3 protein-coding genes are annotated in these 1,749 nt (G+C 67.3%); all 3 read left to right on the forward strand.

What is annotated here, in order from left to right:
- Positions 1-571 (forward strand): MFS transporter (locus G6R24_RS20675; protein ID WP_163550797.1); only part of this gene is annotated, 571 nt, incomplete at its 5' end.
- 147 nt (positions 572-718) lie between these two features.
- Complete coding sequence (locus G6R24_RS20680; RefSeq protein ID WP_163550798.1) at positions 719-1,129, forward strand: VOC family protein; 411 nt, start codon at positions 719-721, stop codon at positions 1,127-1,129.
- Positions 1,130-1,261: 132 nt separating this feature from the next.
- Complete coding sequence (locus G6R24_RS20685; RefSeq protein WP_225438877.1) at positions 1,262-1,597, forward strand: hypothetical protein; 336 nt, start codon at positions 1,262-1,264, stop codon at positions 1,595-1,597.
- Positions 1,598-1,749: the final 152 nt, after the last annotated feature.

A 1,749-nucleotide genomic window follows, 5' to 3' on the forward strand; every position in this document is an offset into this window, starting at 1 on the left:
GGCACTGATGGATCGACTCGGTGCCCGCTCGGTTCTCATCATCGGGCTGGTCGTGCTGACCAGCAGCCTGGTGCTGCTCGGCTGGTTCGAGGGATACGGCAGCGGCGGCTACTTTCCCTGGCTGTTCATCGCCCTCATGGGCGTGGGTGTCGGCGCGGCCCTGACGTTCCTCCCCCTGCTGACGATCGCGATGCGGGACGTCCCGCCCGCAGACGCGGGTCTCGCGTCCGGCATCGTGAACGTGACGATGCAGATCTCCGGCGCGATCGCGCTGGCGATCCTCGGCACCCTGGCCAACAACCGGACCGAGGACCTCATCGCCAGCGGCCACGACCCCCTGCGCGCCTTCGCCGCCGGCAGCGCGTTCGGCATGTTCGTCGGCTCCGGTTTCCTGCTCCTCGGCCTACTGCTCACCTTCCTCCTGCTCCACCCGGACCGCTCGGACGCGCCGGCCGCCGTCGTCGTCCACCAGCCCGGCGAGGCCGCACCCACGGCGGCGTTGGAGGCACCCATCGTCATCGCGCGGCAGCAGCCCGCCGGTGCAGGCAACGACCTGCCCCTGCACGACTGAGCGCCGACAACGACGATCCACTCCGAGCGCCGGAGTCGGCCAGCTGACGCGCCGGTTGACCTGAAATCCGGTTGACCTGAACTCCGGTTGAGGTCATAACCTGCGGGCGAGGGCAACGGGCCAGTAGCCGGGCAGAAGCGGGGAACAATGCCGATCACGACAGGCTTCAACCACATCGCCACGATCACGTCTGATCTGGACAAAATCGTCGCATTCTATTCCGACGTCTTCGACGCGAAGACCACCTTCGAGATGGCCGCGGAGCAGGGTCACCCTCGGATGACGATCCTTGACCTCGGTGGAGATGCGGCACTCAACGTGTTCGAAGCGTCGGCTGAGGACGGCGCCGTCGATCGGCGTCGCGTGGGCGGGCGCGGGCCCATCGACCATTTCGGCCTGGCCGTCGACTCACTGGCGACTCTGGAGGCGACCCGCGACCGGCTGCGCGAGCACGGCGCCGACATCGGTGAGATCCAGCGGCTCGGCTCGGAGTGGTCCCTGTTCTTCCGCGACCCGGACGGGATGGAACTGGAGGTCTGCTGCCACGCCGACGTGTGATCGGCGGCCGCACGTCACTCACCCGCACCTCTCGACTACCTGGGGTGTCGATGGGTACACCTGGAGCAGCACGTCGTTGACCTGCCTCGGAGGTGTGTCGTGCGCGGAATCTCAAGGTTCAGGACCGCTGCCATGCTCGCCGGGATCGCGGCGCCCCTGGTCGCCATCCCCCTGGCTCTGCCGGCGGCCGCCGGCACCATCAACAATCCGCTGACGGTCGCCGGAACAGTCCGGTGCACCATCGGTTCGGCCGAATCGCTTCTGATCAGCGGCGGCGGGGAGTCACATGGCGCGACCGTGGGCGGCGGCGGACGCTTCTCGACCGTCTTCGGCAACCCGCAGCTGCCCAGCACCGCGACCGTCCAGGTCAGGTGCGACGTCCTCGGTAAGCGCACCTACCGCTCGACGAACTTCCTCCTCTACCGCCCGCAGTCCGGCCAGACCCTCGTGGTGAGCCTGGCCGCCTGACCAGCCCACCCGACGGACCGGGAGGCTTATGCAGAAGTCTGATTTCATTTCAAAACAAAACGGGATGCGCCCGAGTTGAAGGACAACGGCCCCTGCCCCACACTGGAAGGTTATCTACGACAACAATCTTCGGGGGGAGAGGCCGTTGCAAC

This window comes from Candidatus Frankia nodulisporulans, assembly GCF_902806475.1.
Lineage (GTDB): Bacteria > Actinomycetota > Actinomycetes > Frankiales > Frankiaceae > Frankia > Frankia umida.

What these genes read in the sequence shown, in the direction of transcription:
- G6R24_RS20685 (WP_225438877.1), top strand. Translation starts at nt 1,262, where the DNA reads ATGCTCGCCGGGATCGCGGCGCCCCTGGTCGCCATCCCCCTGGCTCTG.
- G6R24_RS20680 (WP_163550798.1), top strand. Translation starts at nt 719, where the DNA reads ATGCCGATCACGACAGGCTTCAACCACATCGCCACGATCACGTCTGAT.